Raw genomic sequence first — 19,005 nt, 5'->3', positions numbered from 1 at the left:
CATGAATAACAAGACTCGCCCTGCTTGCTTGGGGGTATTGCTGGGAGTAGCGCTGATCGGCCTGGGCGTGGCGTATGAAAAGCTCTGGTGCGATCCCCGCGAGCTGTTGCAGGAACCTGCCGACCCGCAGGCCCTGCACCGGCTCAGCCGGGACGGCGTGACCGTGGATTTCGAGGCCCGGCCGCTGGCCGGGGGCGAGTTGAAGGAAGGCGCCTTCGCCAGCATCCGCTTCAAGGTCAGCGACCAGGCCAGTGGCCAGCCGCTGTCGGGCATGGCCCCGGGGGCGTGGATCGACCCGGCGCAGTCGGCTCCGACCGGCGACCGCAGCCAAAGCTGCAAGGCGCGGGTCGCGCTGTTTCTCAAAAGCAGCATCGGCGCCAGGCCGCTGCTCGACCTGAACAGCTACTTTTTGTTGATGCTGAACAACGACGCCAGCCTGACGGTGATTGATCCGACCGTTTCGGTGGGCGGCGTGACCAGCACCATGGCCCGCATCGACCTGCCCGGGCGGCCCATGGACTGGGTGGCTACCGGCGACGACAAGCAGGTGTTCGTGTCGATCCCCGAGCGCGGCAAGGTGGCGGTAATCGATACCGAAACCTTCACCCGCGTGGCCGACCTTGACGCCGGCGACCAGCCGCTGCGCGTAGCCTTGCAGCCGGACCAGCACCGGCTGTGGGTGGGCAACAACAGCAGTGACCCGGCCAAGGGTGGGGTGACGGTGATCGACGTGCCAGGGCGTACTACCCTGAAAAGTTTCAACACCGGCACCGGGCACCACGAAATCGCCTTCAGCGCCGACTCGCGTTTTGCCTACGTCAGCAACCGCGACAGCGGCACCCTCAGCGTCATTGATATCCCGGAAATGCGCCTGGCCAAAACCATCAAGGTTGGCCCGCACCCGCTGTCGGTCAGCTACTCGGCGCTGTCCCAGGCCGTTTACGTGGTCGATGGGGAGGAAGGCAGCGTAAGGGTGTTCGATGCCCGCAGCCACCAGCTGCGCCACACGGTCAAGGCCGAGCAGGGCCTGGGGCCAATGCGCTTCAGCAGCGATGGCCGCTACGGCGTTGTACTCAACACCCTTGAGAACCAGGCCCTGGTGATCGATGCCAGTACCGACAAGCTGATCCACCACATTCCGGTGGCGGCCGAACCCTATCAGCTGACCTTTACCAAGGGCTATGCCTATGTGCGCGGCCTGGCTTCCCCGAAAGTGACCATGATCAACCTGTCCAGCCTGGGCGAAGGGCGCTCGCCGATCGTCCAGGGTTTCGAGGCCGGCCCGGCAGCGCCGCGCCAGGCCGGCGACCTGCCATTGGCCCAGGGGTTGTCGGTGTCGCGTGATGACAACTCGGTGTTCGTGGTCAACCCGGTGGACAACACCACCTACTTCTACGCCGAGGGCATGAACGCGCCGATGTCCGGCTACAACAACCGTGGTCACCAGGCCCGTGCTGCCCTGGTCGTTGACCGCAGCCTGCGTGAGGTGGCGCCCGGGGTGTACGGCTCGACGGTGAAACTCCCCGCTGCCGGCAAGTTCGACGTGGCTTTCCTGCTTAACCAGCCGCAGATCATCCACTGCTTCAGTGCCGATGTTGCCGAAGCGCCCAATGCCGGCAAGCGCAAGGGCGCGCATGCGGAGTTCATTGGCCTGGACCAACCCATGCCACTGCACAGCGCCATTACCGCACGGGTGCGTATCGTCGGTGACGACGGTCAGCCGCGGCTGGGCCTGAACGACCTGAGCCTGCGCTACTTCCTGGCGCCGTCGTCAATGCCGCGCAACCTGCAGCTGCTGGAAGTGGGGGAGGGTGTCTATCAGGCAGCCCTGACACTGTCCGAAGCTGGCGCCTGGTACCTGCATGTGCAGTCGCCATCGTTGGGGCGCAAGTTTGCCGAAGAAAACTACACCAGCCTGCGCGTCCTGCCGGCCGCAGCGACCAGCGCTTCCCACACTGACATGAGGAGTGTGCGATGAACGCCAAGCATTGTTTCCAACTGCTGGCCCTGAGCCTGGCACTTGCCAGCAACCTTGCCATGGCCCACGCCGGCCACGACCACAAAGGCCATGCCGAGCAGCCGCCGGCGGCTCACCAGGAAAAGACCAGTGTGCGTTTTGCCGACGTCTCCCTGCTGAACCAGGACGGCATGCCGGTACGCCTGGAGAAAGACCTGGTAAATGACCATCTGGTGGTCATGGGCTTCATCTACACCAGCTGCACCACGGTGTGCCCGGTGGTGTCGTCGATCATGGGCAAAGTCCAGCAACAGCTGGGTGGCCGGGTAGGGGAAGAGATCCACATGGTTTCGATCAGCGTCGACCCTCAGCGTGACGATGCCAAACGCCTGCAAGATTACGCCAAGGCCTTCCAGAAGGGGCCGGGCTGGAGCTGGCTGACCGGCACGCCGTACGCTGTCACCGAAACCCTCAAGGGCCTGGGCAGCTTCAGCGCCGACCTCCGTCAGCACCCGCCGCTGATTCTGGTGGGTGACGGGCGAAGCGGGCACTGGACGCGGTATTACGGCTTCACCGACCCAACGGTACTGATAGAAGAAATCAACCGACTCAGCGCCCGTCGGGTGCATGCCAAGAGCACGGCCATTGCCGACCACCATGAGGTGCAACCATGAGCAATGTAACCTCCCGCCGCGGCGGCATGCGCGGTTTCGACTGGCTGGTGCTGGGCGGCTGCCTGTGGATTCTCGGCTCGATGGCGTTTGCCCATGAAGGCCATGCGGAGCAGGCGCCCATGCCGCAGCCCGCGCCTCAGACGATGACCAGTGGCGGCGGCACCCGCGATGCCCAGACCTGGTTCACCGATACCGTACTGAAGGACCAGAACGGCCGCGAGCTGCGTTTTTACAGTGATGTGCTCAAGGACAACGTGGTCATGCTCAACGTGATCTTCACCCACTGCACCGACGCCTGCCCGCTGATCACCCGCAAGCTGCGCGAAGTGCGCGCGGCCATGGGGCCGCAACTGGCCAGCCAGGTGACTTTCGTGTCGATCAGCAGCGACCCGCTCAACGATACCCCGCAAGCACTCAAGGCGTTTGCCGAGAAGCAGGGGGTTGATGGGCCGAACTGGCTGTTTCTGACCGGTGACAAGGCCAATGTCGACCTGGTGCTAGGCCGCATCGGCCAGTTTCTGCCGAGCCCCGAGCAGCACTCCACGCAGTTGATTGCCGGCGATGTAGCAGGCAAACGCTGGAGCAAGATCCGCCCGGATGCACCACCGGCGGCGATTGCCCAGCGCATGCAACTGCTGACCCAGCCACTGGCAGGGCGGTGATGGCCATGCGCGCCTGGGCTCGCCGTGCCGGCCTCTTCGCGGGGCAAGCCCGCTCCCACAGGTTTTTCATTGACCTCAGGCGTGTACTGATCCTGTGGGAGCGGGCTTGCCCCGCGAAGAGGCCGGCATGAACACTGCAAAAGGTATTGTGTTGCTCATCAGTATCAGCCTCTGCAGTTCAGCCCTGGCCTTTGATCTCACTGCCAACGAACAAGCCGGCAAACGCCTCTACCGCGAAGGCGTCTCCAGCAGCGATGCGCAATTGCAGGCCCGGGTCGGCGCCAGCGACATCCGCGTGCCCGCCAGCGTGCTGCCCTGCGCCAGCTGCCACGGCAACGACGGCCGTGGCCGCGCCGAAGGCGGCGTGCGCCCACCCAACCTGGACTGGCAACGCCTGGCACAAGGCCAGGGCGCACGCGAAGCCAATGGCCGCAGCTACCCGGCTTATACCGACCGCAGCCTGGCCCGGGCCATCCAGCATGGCGTAGACCCGGCGGGCAATCGGCTGGACCCGGCCATGCCACGCTTCGAACTGACCATGGCCGACCAGCGCAACCTTACCGCCTACCTGAAGCGCCTGGCGCAGGAGCGCGACCCCGGCATAGAGGAGGGCGTACTGCGCCTGGGCACCTTGCTGCCGGCTTCCGGCCCGCTGGCCGAAGCCGGGCAGGTGGTACGTGCAGTGCTGGAAGACGGGGTAGCGCAACTCAACCAGCAAGGCGGCATTCACGGGCGGCGCCTGGAGCTGGTCGTACTGGACCCTGGCTCCGACCCGGTCAGCGCCGAGCATGCCTTGCAGCAACTGCTGGAGCAGGAGCGCGTGTTCGCCCTGATTTCGCCGTTGGCACCGATGCTCGACCCGCGTCTGGCAACCTTGCTGGCACCCCAGAATGTGCCCCTGATCGGCAGCACTCCGCGCAGTGGCGGCAGCGCGCAGATATTCGACCCACTGCCCGGCTTGCCTGAGCAATTGCTGAGCCTGGCTGGTCACGCCCGTGCAGGGTTGGGCCTGGCACCAGGTGACTTGCGCGTGGTGTACGCCGGCAACGAGCAGGCAGCGGCGGCCGAGCAGGTACGTGAGCGCCTGTTGCAGCAGGGTTGGGCGCCTTCCGCCATCGAGGCCTTCGACGGCCAGGCTATGGACGGGCAGGGCATTGTCTTCCTCGGCCGCGCCCAGGCATTTGCCGAACTGGCGACGGCATTGCAGGCAGCAGGCCGCAAGCCCTACCTGTTCGCCGCGTCCAGCCAGGTGGCCGGCGCCGTGGCGCGGTTGCCCGAGCAATGGTCGCAACGGGTGTTCCTGGCTTACCCCTATGTCCCCGAAGACTGGACCGAGCAAGGCCTGGCCACCCTCGCCGGGCTGCAGCAACGCCAGGGCCTGGACCCACGCCAGGCGTCGTTGCAGGTCAATACCCTGTGCGCGTTGCGCCTGCTGAGCGAAGCGCTCAAGCAAATCGGCCGTGACGCCAGCCGCGAGCAACTGATTGGCGCACTGGAAGGCCTGCACGATGTATCTACCGGCCTGACCCCGGCGCTGGGCTTTGGCCCCGGTCGCCGCCAGGGCATGGCCGGTGCCCATGTGGTGGCGGTGGCCCTGCCCGGGCCGCGTTTCACCGCAGTTACCCCTTACCGGCCGGTGCCGGACAGCCTTTGAGTGGAGGTTGCCATGCGTATTGTGTTGCTGTGCCTGTTGCTGGTAATGGCCAAGGCGAGCTGGGCCGATGTACCTGCTGCACGGGTCAATGGCGTGGAGATCGGGTTGACCCGCCTGGAGCGCTATTTCAGCGAATACCTGACCGCCCAGGGCCGCGCGGTTTCCAGCATCCGCAACCCGGGCCTGTACAAGCGCCTGCGTGGTCAGGCCCTGGACGAACTGATCGACAAGGAGCTCCTGTGGCAGGAGGCGCAGCGACAAGGCATCGCCATCAGCGACGCGCAGGTGTCGGCGCATGTCGGCGAGGTGGAAGCTGCGTTCGGCAGCCCGGCAGTTTTCGAACGGCGTCTGGCAGAGGCGGGCTTTGATAGGGCACAGTACACTGAATACACCCGGCAAGACATGGCGGCCCAGCAGGTGTACGCCCAGCTCAGCGCAGTCGACGCGCCGAGCCCGGCCGAAGTGCAAGCATTCTATGATGCCAACCGAGAAACACTGCAGGGAGCGCAGAACCAAAGTGATAACCCTTCGGTCATACACGAACAGGGCCTGGTCTTGGCCAGGGCCTCGCTCATCGGTGAGCGCGAGGCGCAAGCGCGCAAGTCCGTGCGCCAACGTTTGCGCGACTCCGCTAAAGTGGAGATCGCTGACTGAAGCCCCTGATGGCGTTCCCCCAATGCTGGGGAATTAGGGTTTGGCAATGTGCCATCAGTTTCCCCGGTTGTGGGGAAGCGGGCGGGTGTGCCTGCCCGCCGTGTTTTGGGTGCTGGCCGGCACCTTCTGCAAATCAATGACTTACAGCGGTGCAGCATGACTATTCACGCCTGGCACGAAGCCTGCTCAAGCCTGTACAAGGGCGAACTTCGCAGACCGGGTAACCGGGCAGTTCTTGGGAGTCGACCTTGGTGAACAGAGTATTGGTAGTCGATGACGAACAGACCCTTGCGCAGAACCTGCAAGCGTACCTGCAGGCGCAAGGCCTGGAAGTTCATGTTGCCCACGACGGTGCTAGTGGTATCGAGCAGGCTGAGCGCCTGGCGCCACAAGTGATCGTGCTGGATTACCGCTTGCCCGACATGGAAGGGTTTCAGGTTCTGGAGGCCGTACGCAAGAACAGGCAATGCCACTTCATGCTGATCACCGCCCACCCCACCGTCGAGGTGCGTGAGCGGGCCGCAGAGCTGGGAGTGAGCCATGTCCTGTTCAAGCCGTTCCCACTGGTGGAACTGGCCCGTGCGATCTTCGACCTGATGGGCATCGAGCGCCGGCGCAGGGCCACGGACAACCCGGCAGAAGGGTTCGTCGAACGACGCCAGAACAGGAACGAATCGTTCCCCCTGCAGTTGTACGATGGAAGCTGGGTGTTGGCTGAGCGCCGCCGTAATGGCGCCAAGCCGCCAGGGCCCGACGACGATCAACTGCTCACAGGGGAATAGCGGCGCCCGCACCCCTGGCTGAGCCAGCCTGCGACGCGCCCCCTGAGCGGAGTCGCAGGCCATGCCAGAAGCATTCGATGCAACCCGGGATTTGCCACAGCCTGCACCGGCCCAATCGCGAGCAAGCTCGCTCCTACAGGATTGCGCTGAACCTGTGGGAGCGGGCATGCCCGCGAAGAACCCGGCACCCTTCTCAGCCTACCCCCGCGACCTGCTGGCCCAGGCCCGTCTGCAAGCCAGCGACGAGCGCCTGCTCAACTGCCTCGAACGCCTTGCTTGCGACAACCCCGATACCTTCACCCGTCGCCTGGGCCTGACCCTGCATTACCCGGTGCTGGGCAGCCACACCCTGCTGGCCAGCAGCCCACGCTTCGACAAAGTCAGCCTGGCCGCGTGCCTGAAGCGCGAATTTGTGCTGATCGAGCAGGGCGGCCAGCTGTTGGGCGTGTTCGCCGACCCCTTCGACCCCGCCCGCCTGGCCTGGATCGACGATGTGCTGCAAGGCGCGCCGCTGTACCTGGCCCACGCCGCCGAACTGGCCACCTTCCTGGCCCGCCACGAAGAAAGCTTCCACGCCGTCGATGCCCTTGACCACGACGCCGAGGCCAGCAGCGAAGGCGACCCGCTGCAACGCCTTTCGCTGGCCAGCATCAGCGAAGACCAGAGCCGCGTGGTCAAGCTGGTCAACTCCACCCTGTACGACGCCCTCAAGCTGCACGCCAGCGACATCCACCTGGGCATGACCGGCCAGGGCCTGACCATCAAGTACCGCATCGACGGTGTGCTCAACGGTGCCGGCAAGGCCAGTGGCAGTGCCTTCGCCGACCAGGTGATCTCCCGCATCAAGGTCATGGCCGAGCTCGACATCGGCGAAAAACGCGTGCCCCAGGACGGCCGCTTCAAGGTGGCTGTGGGCGACCGGCAAATCGATTTCCGGGTATCGATCATGCCCAGCATCTTTGGCGAAGACGCCGTGCTGCGGGTGCTCGACAAGCAGGACTTGTCCGACCGGGTCAGCGGCGTGCAGCTGCAGGCCCTGGGCTTTGCCGACGAAACCCTGCGCGCCCTGCGCCGGCTGGCCGCCGAACCCTACGGCATGATCCTGGTCACCGGCCCCACCGGCAGCGGCAAGACCACCACCCTGTACGCCATGATCAGCGAAATCAACCATGGCGTAGACAAGATCATCACCATCGAAGACCCGGTCGAGTACCAGCTGCCCGGTGTGTTGCAAATCCCGGTCAACGAGAAGAAGGGCCTGACCTTCGCCCGTGGCCTGCGCTCCATCTTGCGCCACGACCCGGACAAGATCCTGGTTGGCGAAATCCGCGACCCGGACACCGCGCAAATTGCCGTGCAGTCGGCGCTTACCGGCCACCTGGTGTTCACCACCATCCACGCCAACAACGTGTTCGACGTGATCGGCCGCTTCAGCCAGATGCAGGTCGACCCCTACAGCTTCGTTTCTGCACTGAACGCGGTGCTGGCCCAGCGCCTGATCCGCCTGGCCTGCACGCATTGCTCCAGCCCCTGCGAAGTGGATGACGACACCCTGTATGGCTCGGGCCTGAGCCGTGAAGGCGTGGCCGGCTGGAAGTTCGTGCGCGTGCAGGGCTGCGGCCAGTGCCGCGGCAGTGGCTTTCGCGGGCGCAGCGCAATCGCGGAACTGCTGCACCTGGACGACGACCTGCGGCAGATGATCGTCGAGCGCCGCCCCCTGTCGCAAATCAAGACACTCGCCTGCCAGCGCGGCCTGCGCCTGCTGCGGGCTTCGGCGCTGGACCTGGTCCGCGATGGCCGCACCACACTTGAGGAGATCAACCGTGTCACATTCATCTGATCGTTTCTGTGCCGTGGTCGGCGCCGAGGGCGTCGGCTTGGGTTGCTGGCATAAACACCAGCACCAGTGGCTGGGTAGTCGCGTGTTCAGCTGCGATGCTGCTCAGCCAGCCTGGGAAGCCGCCGTCGACGCGCTGTCCGTACTGTTGGCCGAGCATGCCGTACGTGGCGCCCAGCTGCGGGTGCTGCTGTCGGCTCGCTACAGCCGCTTCTGTCTGGTGCCCTGGAGTGATGCCATCGGCCACCCGCGCGAACTGGACGCCTATGCCCGAGCCTGCTTCGAAAACCTCTACGGCCAGCCGCTGGACGACTGGCGCATCGTGCTGTCGCCCGAGCCTGCCGGTGCCGCCCGCATCGCGACGGCGCTGCCCGAAGCCCTGCTCCAACGGTTACAGGCGCTGGGCCGGGAAAGCCGCCTGAGCCTGCGCTCGGTGCAACCGTACCTGATGGCCGCCTACAACCGCTGCTCGCCACAGCTGCAGCAGGGCGACTTCCTGTTTGTACTGGCCGAGCCGCGCCGCAGCGTGCTGCTGCTGGCCGCCGGCGGCGCCTGGCAGCAAGTGCTTGCGCAAGGCTGCGCCGACAGCGACCAGGCCCTGCAAGCGCTGATCGAGCGCACCTGCGAGCTGTATGGCGAGCACCTGCCACAGGTGTACTTGCATGCCCCGGGCCGGGGCGACGTGCCGCAACTGGCGGCGGTGCAGCTGTGCCAGCCGGCCAGCGAAGCCGACCCGCTGTGCGCCATGTGGCGGGCGGTGGCCTGACATGCGCCGCCTCGAGCTGGAATTCCAACCCCGGCGCAGTGGCCCGCTGGCCTGGTCGCTGCTGGCCCTGGGCTGCGCCATCGTCGCCGGCCTGGTGTTGCTGCAACATAACTTGCAGACCGAGCAGGTAGACCTTGAGGCCAGCGTGCACAGCCTGGAGCTGCAACTGGGCCGCCGTCCGGCAACCACTGCCCCGCAAACTACTGCTGCCAGCCGTGAGCAGGCCGAGCGTCTGGCACAAATGCGCAGTGTGTCACAACAACTGCAACGCCCATGGCAGCAGCTGTTCGCCATGCTCGAAGCCTTGCCGCAGGACGATGTCGCGCTGCTCGGCCTGACCCCGGACGCGCGCAAAGGCCAGGTCCGTATCGCCGCTGAAGCGCGCAACCTGGAAGCGATGTTGCAGTACCACCAGCGCCTGGAAGCCAGCGCGGAGCTCAGCGATGTCTCGCTGCTCAACCACGAGGTGTTGGCCGCGCAGCCTGAGCACCCGGTGCGCTTTACCCTCACTGCGACCTGGGAGACCGGCCATGCGCGCCCTTGAATCGCTGAACAGCCTGATCCTCCAGGAACGCCTGCGCCGCGTCGGCCCGGTTGGCCTGGCCGCCGCCGCCGTGGGTTTGCTGGCGGTGGGCGTGGTGTGCGCCGGGGTGCTGCCGCAGTGGCAAAGCGTACGTGAGCTGCGCGCCACTGAAGCGGACGCCAGCGTACAAATCGAGCGAGTCAGGCGTGGCGAGGTGAAGATCGCCGTCAAGCCCGAGCAGCAGGCGCTGGACACCCTTCGCCAGCAACTGCCGGGGCAGCCCCAGGCCAGCGAGCTGATCGAGCGCCTGTACCATCTTGCCAGCGCCGAGCACATCAGCCTCGCGCGTGGTGAGTATGCCCTGGGCATTGATCCCAAGACCCAGCTGGCGCGCTACCAGATCGTGCTGCCAGTGCGCGGCAGCTACCCGCAGATTCGCGGCTTTCTCAAAGGCCTGCTGAAGCAGCTGCCCACCCTTGTGCTGGAAGACCTCGAGCTGCAACGCAAACGCATCGGCGACAGCGAGCTGAATGCCCGCCTGCGCATGACCCTTTACCTGTCGAGGTCATGATGAACACTCAACGTGCAGTCATCTGGGCCGGTTTCCTCGGCGTGAGCGCAGTCATCGCCTGGGCACCAGGGCACTGGTTCGGCCAGGAAGACAGCGTCGCGGCCTTCGCGGGCAAGTCGGATCGCCGCACCGCCGCTCCCACAGGAGTTGTGGGCAACGCCGAACCTGTGGGAGCGGCTTTAGCCGCGAAAGGGCCGGAACAGGCCTCCAGAGATCTGTTCCCAACCCAGCAATGGACCAAACCCCAAGCCCTGGCCACCGTCACCGAACAACCCGTGGCTGTCGCGCCCATCGTGGCCGCAGCGCCGACCGCCCCGGAGCTGCCGTTCCAGTTCATCGGCCGCATGGGCAACAACGACGACCTGCAGATCTTCCTGCAGAGCGGCGAAAAACTCTACGTCGTGCGCCAGGGCGACGTCATTGAAGACACCTATCGCCTTGATCGGGTATCGGCCAGCGAGCTGAGCCTGGTCTACCTGCCTTTGCACCAGTCGCAGACCTTGTCTGTCGGGAGCGCACCATGAAGTCGTCAAAGCTGTGCAAGCCTGCTCCGTTCCTGCTTGTGGCGTTGTGCGTGGCCATTGCCGGCTGCGGCTCCAGCGCGGTACGCAAGGACAGCGACCAACTGATGAAGGAGGGCCAATACGAAGCCGGCATCGCCCGGCTGGAAGACGCCCTGCGCGATGACCCGCGCGATACCGAACTGAACATCGCCTTGGCCCACAGCCGCCAGGCCGCCGTGGAGGCACTGCTGACCCAGGCCGATACCGACCGCATCCGCCATGACTTTGCCAACGCCCGCATGGGCTATGGCCGGGTGCTGACCCTGGAGCCGAACAACCGCCGCGCCCAGGAGGGCACGCGCCAGCTGGAGCTGATCCGTACCCTCGACGAGCGCGTGGCCCTGGGCCAGGCAGCATTGCGCCAGGGCGACCTGTTCGGCGCCGAGCGCTACATGCGCGAAGTGCTGCGCCTGGACCCGCAAAACCAGAAGGGCATCGCCCTGCGCAGCGACATCGAGAACGTCCAGGCGCGCACCGCGCAGCCCTTTCCGCAGCTGCGCAGCAAGCTGGATCGGCCGGTCACCCTGGAATTTCGCGATGCCAACCTGAAGACCATTTTCGAAGTGCTGTCCCAGGTCGCTGGCATCAATTTCATCTTCGACAAAGACATGCGCCCGGACATGAAAGCCACCATTTTCGTGCGTGAAGTGCGCATCGAGGACGCTGTGGCGTTGCTGCTGGAGCAGAACCAGCTGCGCCAGAAGATCGTCAACGACAACACCCTGATGGTTTACCCCGACTCGCCGCAGAAGACCAAGGACTACCAGGAACTGGTCATGCGCACCTTCTACCTGACCAGCATCGACGCCAATACCGCGCTGAACATGGTCAAGACCATGCTCAAGACCCGCGACGTGTTTGTCGACGAGCGCCTCAATACGCTGACCATGCGCGACACCCCAGATGCCGTGCGCATGGCCGAGAAGCTGCTGCAGTCGCAAGACCAGTCCAACCCCGAGGTGGTACTGGAGGTGGAGGTGATGGAGGTGGCTACCTCGCGCATCCTCGACCTTGGCCTGCAATGGCCCAACACCTTCGGCGTGCTGACGTCCGACGGCAAGTCGGTGAGCGTGCTCGACCAATTGCGTGGCATCGACTCCAGCCGCATCAGCATCTCGCCGGCCCCGCAGGCCAAGATCAATGCCCAGGACAAGGACATCAATACCCTGGCGAGCCCGGTGATCCGCGTCAGCAACCGTGAGCAGGCGCGCATTCACATCGGCCAGCGAGTGCCGATCATCAGCGCCACTTCGGTGCCGTCCACCCAGGGCCCGGTGATTACCGAAAGTGTCACCTACCTGGACGTGGGCCTGAAGCTTGAAGTGCAGCCTACCGTGCACCTGAACAACGAAGTGGCGATCAAGGTGGCGCTGGAAGTCAGCAACGCCACCCCGCTGGAGGCTACCCGCCAGGGCACCATCCCGGTCCAGGTAGATACCCGCAATGCCCAGACCACTCTGCGCCTGCACGATGGCGAAACCCAGGTGCTGGCCGGCCTGGTGCGCAACGACCACAACGCCAGCGGCAACAAGATCCCGGGCCTTGGTGATATCCCCGGCCTGGGCCGGCTGTTCGGCAGCAACAAGGACGACATGAGCAAGTCCGAGCTGGTGCTGGCGATCACCCCGCGCATTGTGCGCAACCTGCCGTACCAGAGCCCGTCGGACATGGAGTTTTCCACCGGCACCGAGTCGGCCATGCAAGTGCGCCAGATGGCACCACTGCCGCCGATGGATGTGCCCGGCAATGCACCCACCACCGACGCCCCCGTGGTGGACAGCCAGATGGCGGTCGCCCCGGCCAACGGGAGCCCACGGCCATGAAAGCCCGCCGCCACGTGCAGGGCTTCAGCCTGATCGAAGTGGTGCTGACCCTGGCGCTGCTCGGGCTGCTGGCCAGCATGGCCGCGCCGCTGACCGAAACCGTGGTGCGCCGTGGCAAGGAGCAGCAACTGCGCGAGGCGCTGTACCAGATTCGCGATGCCATCGACGCCTACAAGCGGGCCTTTGACGCTGGCTACATCGAGAAGCGCCTGGATGCCAGCGGCTATCCGCCGAACCTGCAGGTGCTGGTGGACGGCGTGCGCGATGTGCGCAGTGCCAAGGGCGCCAAGTTCTACTTCCTGCGACGCATCCCGCATGACCCGCTGGTGGCGGCCAAGGATGAAGACGAAGGCGCCTGGGGCCTGCGGGCCTACGACAGCAGCCCCGACAGCCCGCGTGAAGGCGAAGACGTGTTTGACGTGTATTCCAGGGCACGCGGCAAAGGCCTCAACAACATCCCTTACGGGCAATGGTGACAGCCATGAAACGCAGCAAAGGCTTCACCCTGATCGAACTGCTGGTGGTCATGGCGATCATCGCCACGCTGATGACCATCGCCATGCCGCGCTACTTCAACAGCCTGGAAAGCTCCCGCGAAGCCACCCTGCGCCAAAGCCTGGCGGTGCTGCGCGAGTCGCTGGACCACTACTACGGCGACACCGGTCACTACCCGGACTCGCTGGAGCAGTTGGTGGAGCAACGCTACCTGCGCAACACCCCGGTCGACCCGATCACCGAGCGCAGCGATGCCTGGCAGCTGGTGCCACCGCCCGAGGGCGTGGCCGGCGGCGTGGCCGATATCAAAAGCGGTGCCACAGGGAGGGCGCGTGATGGCAGCCTCTTCGCTGAATGGTAAGGCCGAGCGCGGCTTCACCTACCTGGGCGTGCTGCTGCTGATTGCGGTCAGCAGTGTGGCCCTGGCCGCCACTGGCACGATCTGGGCCAGCGCCGCCCAGCGTGATCGCGAGCGCCAGTTGCTGTGGGTGGGCAGCCAGTACGCCCAGGCCCTGCGCAGCTACTACCGTGCCTCGCCGGGCCTGGCCCAGTACCCGCAGGAGCTGGCCGACCTGCTGCAGGACAACCGCTTTCCAAAGGCCAAGCGGCACATTCGCAGGCTGTACCCCGACCCCCTCACCAACAGCGACGAGTGGGGCCTGCTGCGCTCGATCGACGGCCGCATCACCGGCGTGCACAGCCGCTCGGACGACACCCCGTTCAAGCGCAGTGGCTTCAGCGCCGAATGGAGCGGCTTCGAGGGCCTGGAGCACTACAGCGACTGGCAGTTTGTTGCCGAGCAGGCGTTTACCGAAAGTGCAGGCGGCGTGCAGACGCATGCAGGCCCGGGAGATACGCCATGAGCCGCCTGGCTGCGTTGTGCCTGTGCCTGCTGCTGATGGCGGGGGTGACCACTTCGGCCAAGGCGGGTGTTGAAGACGAGATGCAGGGTTTTATCGTTGATAACACCATTTCGCACATCGGCCACGACTTTTACTACTACTTCGCCGACCGCCTGCGTGCCACCAGCCGCCTGGACTTCAACCTGGTGGTACGCGAACGCCCGGATGCCCGCTGGGGCAGCCTGGTCACCGTGGAGTTCGAGCGTGAGGTGATGTACCGCCGCTTCCTGCCACCAAACACCACCGAGCTCAAAGACGAGGCCGTGGCAGCCGCCGACCTGGTCAAGCAGCAAATCATTCAACGCAAGCTGCAACGCCTGCTACAGGACACCACCGACTTGGAGAGGGACGAGCTATGAACCACCGCATTCCACGTTGCATTGCCGCCTGCCTGCTGGCCAGCGCTTGTGCTGCCCAGGCCACCGAGCTGGTGTACACCCCGGTCAACCCGGCCTTTGGCGGCAACCCGTTGAACGGCACCTGGCTGTTGAACAATGCCCAGGCGCAGAACGACTACGACGACCCCGACCTCAAGGACCGTGCCTCGGCCTTTACAGGCACAACGGCCCTGGAGCGCTTCAGCAACCAGCTGGAGTCGCGGATGTTGTCGCAGTTGCTGGACAACATCAGTAACGGCAGCACCGGCAGCATGGCGACCGATGCGTTTCTCATCGACGTCATCGACGATTCCGGGGCCTTGAGCATCAAGGTCACCGATCGTGCCACAGGAGAGATTTCGATCATTGAGGTCAGCGGCCTGAACCCCTGAGAGGGAAGGGCTTTATGTTGGGGAGAGAACACCATGAAACGTCTGCTGAGCACGCTGCTGATCCTCACCGCCCTGGGCCTGCAAACTGGTTGCAGCCTGCGCGAACCCATGTCGGCCGAACAGGACTCGGAAACCCCGACCCTGACACCCCGGGCCTCGACCTACTACGACCTGATCAACATGCCACGGCCCAAAGGCCGGCTGATGGCAGTGGTGTATGGTTTCCGCGACCAGACCGGGCAGTACAAGCCCACCCCGGCCAGTTCATTCTCCACCAGCGTCACCCAGGGCGCGGCCAGCATGCTGATGGACGCCCTGAGTGCCAGCGGCTGGTTCGTGGTGCTGGAGCGTGAAGGGCTGCAGAACCTGCTGACCGAGCGCAAGATCATCCGTGCTTCGCAGAAAAAGCCGGATGTAGCCGAGAACATCATGGGCGAACTGCCCCCGCTGCAGGCCGCCAACCTGATGCTGGAGGGCGGCATCATTGCCTATGACACCAACGTGCGCAGCGGCGGCGAGGGTGCCCGCTACCTGGGTATCGATATTTCCCGCGAGTACCGGGTGGACCAGGTAACCGTGAACCTGCGCGCCGTGGACGTGCGCACCGGGCAGGTGCTGGCCAACGTGATGACCAGCAAGACCATCTACTCGGTCGGCCGCAGCGCCGGGGTGTTCAAGTTCATCGAGTTCAAGAAGCTGCTCGAAGCCGAGGTGGGCTATACCACCAACGAACCGGCGCAGCTGTGCGTGCTGTCGGCGATTGAATCAGCGGTAGGGCACTTGCTGGCGCAAGGGATCGAACGGCGGCTGTGGCAGGTGGCGGGCGATGCGGGGGAGGGCAAGGCTACGGTGGACAAGTACCTGAGCCAGAATCAGCAGCCGTGAGGTGTAACCACTGACTTATGACCTCGGGACCCAATATACCAATTGGCAAATGGCTGCGTCGATAATTTCCATGGACTGAAATTTGATTTGTGCAATTATCAAAATTGCCAGTTGGTTTTTTTCGACTGGCGGCTACCCTAGGTGAATGGCTAGTGATGGTCAGGATGTGATGGCTGTATGGTTTCTTATGAAGAAGGTCGCAGGCTGACGTCAGGCTGTTGGCCTGCCGTCAGCAAGTCGTGAGCGGGAGTGGGTGTGCGCTTTTATCGCGTCTGTTTCGAATTGCTGAAGTTTAAGTCTAGTGCCGGGTGCGAAATTTGTATGTTGACGCTCTATGAGAAAGGTGATCAATATGGTGGTGTCTAATAAGCTGCGACAATATTCCGCTTACTCGGTTTATGGGTACTGTTCGAATCGGCTAGGGCTGCTTAATTTTAATGGCGAGCGAATAGATCAGGTAAGCGGATTTTATATATTAGGCAATGGCTATCGAGCGTTCAGCGCATCCTTGATGCGGTTCAATAGCCCGGACAATGTTAGCCCATTTTCTGTTGGTGGGATAAATGCATATGTGTACTGCCTCGGGGATCCTGTAAACTTTCAAGATCCGGAAGGGCATTCTAGAATAGGAAGGTTTTTTGCAGGTTTATTTAGATGTTCTAGGAAAGCATCTCCTTCGCTATCCCTTGCCTCACCCGCTAAGCGGCCTACAACAGTGCCTGAAGGCTATTCGTTGATTGGCTACCACGGGGGCGCGCTTGAACACAAGGATTCGCTAGAAGCTGGGCTAAGCTCAAAATTCTCTGGTAGCGCTAGCGGTCAGGCACTGATGGGGGAAGGATTTTATTTTGCTCACAAATTTCAATTGGCTGCAAAATCTGCTGGTTTTGCTGAAGCCAGAGGTCTCACGCCGCATGTTTATGGCGTGTACGCGGAAAAGAGAGAGTTCCTGATGTTTCGTAAGGGCTTCGACAACGGGTATGGTAGGATCGGAAATGCAATGATGGTTGACAGTCGGTTGTTTGGGAAGGTTGTCGTGCGGGCGGAAATAGAAATGCCTATTATTCGTAGGGACTCATTTTTTAGACAGGAAGCCCGGGATAAGGAAAGGGGGTGGTGACAAACTAATGGCCCTTGCCCTTGGTTTAATAATGGAACACCTCATTCGGTGGGTGGTCACGATGTCCATCAACGCCCAAATAGTGCGCAGATTTCGATTCGGAATCAGGTCTTAGTTGACTCAAGACAGCATGCGCGCCCTGAATCATCAGGCTGCGTATGTAGCTGTTACCTTACTTGCTCGCCTTGCGCAATGAGGCGTCCTCAGGCGCCTGCAGCACATGTTGACTGATCGCGGTAGCACCTTGAGGCATGGATATGCCATGCACAGGTAATGCGCACCCCTTGAGGTCACGCTAACCCTGTGGCCAGGTTTACCCGCAAAGAACCCGTTGAAGGTGCCATCCTGAATATTCATCATCGCCGAATCGCTAACGACATGACCATGACCTGATAAAACTGCTAGTAGCCGCCACTTTTTTACTGTGAGCAAATAGCATCAACTCCCCCGGCACATATCTCAATGTGCGGGCTGAGATGAATTGGGAAAGGTGCTCGTTGATGATGACTCGAATGTGGCTGCTATTTTTAATCCTTGGTAGTTTGGTCGGTTGCGGGGCGCATACGCCCTCTGTGCAGGCCCCCCGCCCAGTCGCATAGACCCAGTTATTGATAAGTGAAACAGCCAAATCACAGCAGTTGACCGCGCTGAACGAGCGCGGGGAGCAGGCAATCGCGCAACTCAAGGTTTGGTATGATTCCGTCACCGAAGACTGCGGCGGGCCTGATAAACCGAGTAACCTATGCAGCGGTATCGAAATGCGTGCCACAGGCTTCAGCCCAGACTTTCTACCTTGGGGCCCGAGCCAGAAACACCTGGACAAAGGCGCCATCGCGTTTTCCTGGGTGCGCCGCGATACCAACTTCGGCAGGGCGGCGGAACGCTTCAATGGTTTTTTGTTTCCGCCACTCCAGGCCATCCCGCATAACAAGATTCGCGATCTTGAAGTGTTGTGCACGTTCCCAATCGATGGCGGAACGGACAACCGCGATACGGCGAACGGATGCGGACCGCATGACGGGTTTGAAGCCACCACCGATGCGTGCCAGAAAGTCGGTGTGACGGATGCCGATGCGTGGCTGGCAACGTACAGCGACGATGACATCGTGAAATCCCGAGTCTGCGGATGGGACCTGCGCGAAGCCCCCGCTAACATGAAGGCGCAGTGGTTCGAGATGCCGATAAAAGTCAGGGCGGGGCTGAGCGCAGAAGCGTGGATTGGCTACAACGAGATTTTGCTTCCCGTCTGGAAAGTCGGCGTGGGCGCAGACTTGCCTTTGTATGCATTTTTCTATGTGGAGGGTCAAACGCAAGCGGGCTTGCTAGCGCAATTTGACCAGGCCCGTTATTACGCAGCTTATGGCCAGGCGGTTCCTGTCATCCGAATCAAGCTTCCCACGGCAAAGGACCAGGTCATGCAGTTTACCTACGATGAGGAAGACCAGGCGGTGGGCCGACCCGTCGTCACCTCCGACGTTGATTTTGAATCCGAGCAGACCGGTGAGCGAAAGGAATTCAAAGTTGACGGGTCGACGTTCATATTGCATGGCATGGGCGAAGTCAGCGACGATTCGCACGGGGGCGGTGAAAGCTCGATAAGCGGAAAACATCTGAAGTTCCAAGGTTCAACTATGTTGGTCGCACCGTGGGAAAGACCGCGAAGCAGCCGGTGCGGCCAACAGAAGTGTTACTACCCATGCCCTCAGCTTGAAACCCTTCCCTGACCCCGGTAGTCTTTGCCCGCTGCTGTCAATCCAGCAGCCGGGTTTGGTAGCCCGCGATCAATCAAGGCGCACAAGCGCCCGCTCTGCGATACAGTTGGCGCTTTTTTGTGCCCGGCTGTTTCGTTTTATGGCGGCTGTGCGTAGGGCGCCTCCGTGCGCGCCGGTTTCCTTGATTCCCGGTCTACCAACCTGCGTACAGCCGTCACCCTTTCGTTTGGTAGCGATTTGTGGCGGCTCCAGTGAATCAAGGAGCGACACAATGACAAAAGGCTTACCTGATCCTCCCGTTCGCGCCACCACAGCGGCCTCCAGTTTTTCCACCTGTGAATGCAGCCACCCGCCATTGTTTGCCGTACGTTCGGGAGTGGACTACGAAGATGCGCTGGTGCACCTGTCCACGCTGCTGAAAGGGGCGTTTGCGACCAACCTCAAGGCGTTGGAACTGGCCAAGGGGACATGTCGTGATCTGCTGTTGAGCAACGACCATGGGCTGGATTCGGCCAAGGCGGTGGTGGAGGCGTTGCTGGATGGGGTGGAGGGGCAACAGTTGACTGTGAGAGGGCTGGCTAGCCCACTTTAAAAAATACAGCGCCGATCTTGAGATCACGCGGTCGCTGTAGGAGCGGCCTTGTGTCGCGAGCGGG

The 19,005-nt window shown here is 62.9% G+C and carries 21 protein-coding genes; all 21 read left to right on the top strand.

Annotation, left to right across the window (positions count from 1 at the left end; all coding sequences use genetic code 11):
• The first annotated feature begins 1 nt into the window (after window position 1).
• The 21 genes from N805_RS09160 to N805_RS09060 all read left to right on the top strand — a co-directional run bounded on the left by N805_RS09160 (window position 2) and on the right by N805_RS09060 (window position 18,941).
• Entirely contained in the window at window positions 2–1,978 is a 1,977-nt protein-coding gene (locus N805_RS09160; RefSeq protein ID WP_028613849.1) for a cytochrome D1 domain-containing protein, read from the top strand.
• Window positions 1,975–2,631: an SCO family protein gene (locus N805_RS09155; protein ID WP_028613850.1), complete on the top strand. Its 657-nt coding sequence runs from the start codon at window positions 1,975–1,977 to the stop codon at window positions 2,629–2,631. Before N805_RS09160 ends, N805_RS09155 begins: the two co-directional genes overlap by 4 nt.
• Window positions 2,628–3,293 (top strand): SCO family protein, encoded by a 666-nt coding sequence (locus N805_RS09150; RefSeq protein ID WP_028613851.1) that lies wholly within the window; start codon window positions 2,628–2,630, stop codon window positions 3,291–3,293. Before N805_RS09155 ends, N805_RS09150 begins: the two co-directional genes overlap by 4 nt.
• 127 nt (window positions 3,294–3,420) lie before the next feature.
• Window positions 3,421–4,947: an ABC transporter substrate-binding protein gene (locus N805_RS09145; RefSeq protein ID WP_230685713.1), complete on the top strand. Its 1,527-nt coding sequence runs from the start codon at window positions 3,421–3,423 to the stop codon at window positions 4,945–4,947.
• A gap of 12 nt (window positions 4,948–4,959) precedes the next feature.
• Complete coding sequence (locus N805_RS09140) at window positions 4,960–5,601, top strand: SurA N-terminal domain-containing protein (RefSeq protein WP_028613853.1); 642 nt, start codon at window positions 4,960–4,962, stop codon at window positions 5,599–5,601.
• 248 nt (window positions 5,602–5,849) lie between these two features.
• Window positions 5,850–6,383 carry a response regulator gene (locus N805_RS09135; RefSeq protein ID WP_028613854.1) on the top strand — a complete coding sequence of 178 codons (534 nt, stop codon included), beginning with the start codon at window positions 5,850–5,852 and terminating at the stop codon, window positions 6,381–6,383.
• A gap of 166 nt (window positions 6,384–6,549) precedes the next feature.
• Window positions 6,550–8,223: a GspE/PulE family protein gene (locus tag N805_RS09130; RefSeq protein WP_028613855.1), complete on the top strand. Its 1,674-nt coding sequence runs from the start codon at window positions 6,550–6,552 to the stop codon at window positions 8,221–8,223.
• Entirely contained in the window at window positions 8,207–8,986 is a 780-nt protein-coding gene (locus N805_RS09125) for a hypothetical protein (protein ID WP_028613856.1), read from the top strand. Before N805_RS09130 ends, N805_RS09125 begins: the two co-directional genes overlap by 17 nt.
• A 1-nt stretch (window position 8,987) precedes the next feature.
• Window positions 8,988–9,530, top strand: a complete 543-nt coding sequence (locus tag N805_RS09120) for a pilus assembly protein (protein WP_028613857.1) — start codon at window positions 8,988–8,990, stop codon at window positions 9,528–9,530.
• Complete coding sequence (gene pilO, locus N805_RS09115; protein WP_028613858.1) at window positions 9,517–10,080, top strand: type 4a pilus biogenesis protein PilO; 564 nt, start codon at window positions 9,517–9,519, stop codon at window positions 10,078–10,080. Before N805_RS09120 ends, pilO begins: the two co-directional genes overlap by 14 nt.
• On the top strand, window positions 10,080–10,604 hold the full coding sequence (locus N805_RS09110; protein WP_028613859.1) for a hypothetical protein: 525 nt from the start codon (window positions 10,080–10,082) through the stop codon (window positions 10,602–10,604). Before pilO ends, N805_RS09110 begins: the two co-directional genes overlap by 1 nt.
• A complete protein-coding gene (locus N805_RS09105; protein WP_028613860.1) occupies window positions 10,601–12,466 on the top strand; it encodes a secretin N-terminal domain-containing protein in 1,866 nt (621 codons plus the stop codon). Before N805_RS09110 ends, N805_RS09105 begins: the two co-directional genes overlap by 4 nt.
• Window positions 12,463–12,942: a type II secretion system protein gene (locus N805_RS09100; protein ID WP_028613861.1), complete on the top strand. Its 480-nt coding sequence runs from the start codon at window positions 12,463–12,465 to the stop codon at window positions 12,940–12,942. The genes N805_RS09105 and N805_RS09100 overlap by 4 nt, the downstream gene beginning before the upstream one ends.
• Before the next feature lie 5 nt (window positions 12,943–12,947).
• Window positions 12,948–13,322 (top strand): type II secretion system protein, encoded by a 375-nt coding sequence (locus tag N805_RS09095; RefSeq protein WP_012272103.1) that lies wholly within the window; start codon window positions 12,948–12,950, stop codon window positions 13,320–13,322.
• Window positions 13,297–13,824, top strand: coding sequence for a type II secretion system protein (locus N805_RS09090; RefSeq protein WP_028613862.1), 528 nt, complete (start codon window positions 13,297–13,299; stop codon window positions 13,822–13,824). Before N805_RS09095 ends, N805_RS09090 begins: the two co-directional genes overlap by 26 nt.
• Entirely contained in the window at window positions 13,821–14,222 is a 402-nt protein-coding gene (gene csgE / locus N805_RS09085) for a curli production assembly/transport protein CsgE (RefSeq protein WP_028613863.1), read from the top strand. Before N805_RS09090 ends, csgE begins: the two co-directional genes overlap by 4 nt.
• Complete coding sequence (locus N805_RS09080) at window positions 14,219–14,632, top strand: curli assembly protein CsgF (protein WP_016487339.1); 414 nt, start codon at window positions 14,219–14,221, stop codon at window positions 14,630–14,632. The genes csgE and N805_RS09080 overlap by 4 nt, the downstream gene beginning before the upstream one ends.
• A gap of 33 nt (window positions 14,633–14,665) precedes the next feature.
• Window positions 14,666–15,517: a CsgG/HfaB family protein gene (locus tag N805_RS09075; protein ID WP_016499464.1), complete on the top strand. Its 852-nt coding sequence runs from the start codon at window positions 14,666–14,668 to the stop codon at window positions 15,515–15,517.
• Window positions 15,518–15,851: 334 nt separating this feature from the next.
• Window positions 15,852–16,637, top strand: a complete 786-nt coding sequence (locus N805_RS31250) for an RHS repeat-associated core domain-containing protein (protein WP_080956791.1) — start codon at window positions 15,852–15,854, stop codon at window positions 16,635–16,637.
• 638 nt (window positions 16,638–17,275) lie between these two features.
• The gene (locus N805_RS09065) at window positions 17,276–18,361 is read left to right on the top strand and encodes a hypothetical protein (protein ID WP_196305299.1); all 1,086 of its coding nucleotides are present in this window, start codon (window positions 17,276–17,278) and stop codon (window positions 18,359–18,361) included.
• Between the two features lie 343 nt (window positions 18,362–18,704).
• Window positions 18,705–18,941, top strand: a complete 237-nt coding sequence (locus N805_RS09060) for a hypothetical protein (protein WP_028613865.1) — start codon at window positions 18,705–18,707, stop codon at window positions 18,939–18,941.
• The last annotated feature ends 64 nt before the right edge of the window (window positions 18,942–19,005 follow it).

This window comes from Pseudomonas putida S13.1.2 (assembly GCF_000498395.2).
GTDB lineage: Bacteria > Pseudomonadota > Gammaproteobacteria > Pseudomonadales > Pseudomonadaceae > Aquipseudomonas > Aquipseudomonas putida_Q.
This window is presented reverse-complemented; position numbering and strand designations above follow the sequence as displayed.